Origin of the sequence: Kitasatospora sp. NPDC057500 (assembly GCF_042802195.1) — a bacterium.
Classification (GTDB): Bacteria; Actinomycetota; Actinomycetes; order Streptomycetales; family Streptomycetaceae; genus Kitasatospora.
The window spans coordinates 1-3543 of sequence record NZ_JBHVER010000377.1 but is presented as its reverse complement, the minus strand read 5'-3'; the positions used below and the strand labels follow the sequence as shown (position 1 = coordinate 3543).

The 3543-nt window shown below is 73.8% G+C and carries 2 protein-coding genes; one reads left to right on the top strand and one right to left on the bottom strand.

Annotated features, from left to right (window positions below; all coding sequences use genetic code 11):
• Positions 1-43: 43 nt before the first annotated feature.
• Entirely contained in the window at positions 44-694 is a 651-nt protein-coding gene (locus ACFU74_RS36570; RefSeq protein ID WP_380764449.1) for a disulfide bond formation protein DsbA, read from the bottom strand.
• Positions 695-938: 244 nt separating this feature from the next.
• Here ACFU74_RS36570 and pepN point away from each other — a divergent pair, with 244 nt between their 5' ends.
• Entirely contained in the window at positions 939-3503 is a 2565-nt protein-coding gene (gene pepN, locus ACFU74_RS36565) for an aminopeptidase N (protein ID WP_380764448.1), read from the top strand.
• The last annotated feature ends 40 nt before the right edge of the window (positions 3504-3543 follow it).

Genomic DNA, 3543 nt, shown 5'->3' with positions numbered 1-3543 from the left:
GCCCGGCACCGTGCGGTGCCGGGCCCCCTTCGCGCGTCGCGGCCTACTCGAAGGACGGGCTCGCGGTACGGGTCCGCTTGATCTCGTAGAAGCCCGGCGTCGAGGCGACCAGCAGGGTGCCGTCCCACAGCCGGGCGGCGGCCTCGCCGCGCGGGATCGGCGTCACCACCGGGCCGAAGAACGCGACCCGCTCGCCGTCCGCGCCCTCGACCGCGATCACCGGGGTGCCGACGTCCTCGCCGACCAGGGTGATGCCCTCCTTGTGCGAGATGCGCAGCGCCTCGTCGTACGCGTCGGTGTCGGCCGCGTCCGCCAGCTCCACCGGCAGCCCGGCCGCGGCCAGCGCCGCCTCGACGGTCTCCCGGTTCGCCGGCAGGCCCTCGTTGTGGAAACGGGTGCCCAGCTCGGTGTAGAGCGGGCCCAGCACCTGGTCGCCGTGCTCGCGCGCGGCCGCGATGCACACCCGCACCGCGCCCCAGGCGCTGTCCAGCAGCTCCCGGTACTGCGGCGGGAGGTCCCGGTCCTCGTTCAGCACCGACAGGCTCATCACGTGCCAGTTCACGTCCACCGGGCGCAGTTGCTGGACCTCGATCAGCCAGCGGGACGTCATCCAGGCCCACGGACAGGCCGGGTCGAACCAGAAGTCGGCGGTCTTGCGCTCGGCGGCGCCGGTGGCACCAGCGGCAGTCGTCACGGCTGTCGTCCTTCGAGAGTCGTCCGGAAGAAGTGTGGGTCGGGGGCCGTGCGGCCGCGCGGGACCACGCCCCCAGAGCGCCAAACACCCGGCCCGCGCCGCTGATTCCGCCCCACCCGGCCGAGTTGTGCAATGGTACCGGCGCGGGGGGCGTGAAAGGATGCCCCCGCAGCACCACAGCGCGCCGCACCACCGCACCAGCGAAGACCGCACCACCGTGCGAGCCGGACAAAGGAGTACCGCCGTGCCGGGCAAGAACCTGAGCCGCGACGAAGCCCAGCAGCGGGCCAGCATCCTCACCGTGGACGGCTACCGCGTCCAGCTGGACGTGACCTCGGCCCCCGACCCCGCGGCCGCCACCTTCCGCTCCACCACCACCATCGCCTTCCGCTGCGCCGAACCGGGCGCGGCGACCTTCCTCGACCTGCTCGCGCCGGCCGTGCGCGCCGTCACCCTGAACGGCCGCGCCCTCGACCCGGCCGCCGCCTACGACGGCGCCCGGGTGCACGTCGACGGCCTGGCCGCCGAGAACGTGCTCACCGTCGAGGCCGACTGCGCCTACAGCCGCACCGGCGAGGGCCTGCACCGCTTCACCGACCCCGCCGACGGCGAGACCTACCTCTACACCCACTACGAGCCGGCCGACGCCCGCCGGGTCTTCGCCACCTTCGAACAGCCCGACCTGAAGGCCCCGTTCACCTTCACCGTCACCGCGCCCGCCGCCTGGGACGTCTGGTCCAACGCCCCGCACGAGCGCGTCACCGCCGAAGCCGGCGCCCGCACCTGGGAGTTCGCGCCGACCCGGCCGATCTCCACCTACCTCACCGCCGTCGTCGCCGGCCCGTACCACGTCGCCCGCGACCACTACAGCCGCACCCTGGACGACGGCACCGTGCTGGACATCCCGCTCTCCGCGATGTGCCGCAGGTCGCTCGCCCCGTACTTCGACTCCGACGAGATCCTCGGCGTCACCAGGCTCGGACTCGACTTCTTCCACGAGAGGTTCGGCTACCCGTACCCCTTCGGCAAGTACGACCAGGCGTTCGTCCCCGAGTACAACATCGGCGCCATGGAGAACCCCGGCTGCGTCACCTTCCGCGAGGAGTTCGTCTTCCGCTCGCGGGTCACCGACGCCGCCTACGAGGGCCGGGCCAACGTCGTCCTGCACGAGATGGCGCACATGTGGTTCGGCGACCTGGTCACCATGCGCTGGTGGGACGACCTGTGGCTGAAGGAGTCCTTCGCCGACTTCATGGGCTCCTACGGCCTGGTCGGCGCCGGCACCCGCTACCGGTCCGCCTGGGTCACCTTCGCCAACCAGCGCAAGGCCTGGGCCTACCGCCAGGACCAGTTCCCCACCACCCACCCGATCACCGCGGACATCCGGGACCTGGAGGACGCCAAGCTCAACTTCGACGGCATCACCTACGCCAAGGGCGCCTCGGTGCTCAAGCAGCTGGTGGCGTACGCCGGGGCGGACGCCTTCTTCGAGGGCGCCCGCCGCTACTTCCAGCGGCACGCCTTCGGCAACACCGAACTCGCCGACCTGCTGGACATCCTGGAGGAGACCAGCGGCCGCGACCTCAAGTCCTGGGCCGCCGCCTGGCTGCAGACCGCCGGCGTCAACACCCTCACCCCGCAGCTCACCGCCGACGCCGAGGGCCGGATCACCGAACTCGCCGTCCTCCAGGACGGCGGCGTCCTGCGCCCGCACCGGATCGCGGTCGGCCTCTACGACCGGGACGCCGACGGCGCGCTGGTGCGCACCGACCGCTTCGAACTGGACGTCACCGGCGCCCGCACCGTCGTCGCCGGCGCCGCCGGCCGCCCCCGGCCCGCGCTGGTCCTGCTCAACGACGACGACCTGACCTACTGCAAGATCCGCTTCGACGAGGAGTCGCTGGAGACCCTGCGCGGCGGCCTCGGCGACATCAGGGACGACCTGGCCCGCGCGCTCGCCTGGTCCGCCGTCTGGAACCTCACCCGGGACGCCCTGATGCCGGCCCGCGACTACGTGGCGCTGGTCCTGCGGTTCGCCGGCCAGGAGGCCAACATCGGCGTCCTGCAGTCCCTGCACGCCCAGGCCAAGGGCGCCGTCGACCTCTACGCCGACCCGGCCTGGCGCGGCGAGGGCGGCCGGCTGCTCGCCGACGGCGCGCTGCGCGAGCTGCGCGCCGCCGCCCCCGGCAGCGACCACCAGCTGGCCTGGGCCCGCTTCCTGGCGCAGACCGCCAACGGCTCCGAGCACCTCGGCCTGGTCCGCGGCCTGCTGGCCGGCACGGCCCGGATCGACGGCCTGGAGGTCGACCAGGAGCTGCGCTGGGCGCTGTGGCTGGCACTGGCCGCGGCCGGCCAGGCCGGCGAGGAGGAACTGGCCGGGGAGCTGGCCGCCGACAACACCGCGAGCGGGCGCCGCCAGCACACCCAGTGCCTGGCCGCCCGGCCCACCCCGGAGGCCAAGGCCGCCGCCTGGTCCGCCGTGATCGACTCCGACGAGCTGCCCAACGCGCTGGTCGAGGCCAGCATCGCCGGCTTCGCGGTGCCCGCGCACCGCGACCTCACCGCGCTCTACGCCGCGCCCTACTTCAAGCTGCTGGAGCGGGTCTGGGCCGAGCGGACCATCGAGATCGCGATGCGCATCGTCGGCGGCTTCTTCCCGCAGGCACAGGTGGACGAGGCCACGCTGGCCGAGGCGGACGCCTGGCTGGCGGGGCACCCGGACGCGGCGCCCGCGCTGCGCCGGCTGGTGCTGGAGCGCCGGGACGACCTGGCCCGCGCACTGCGGGCGCAGGCCTGCGACCGGGCCTGAGCGGACGGAAGCGGGCGGGGCCCGCCGCGACGCGTGTCGC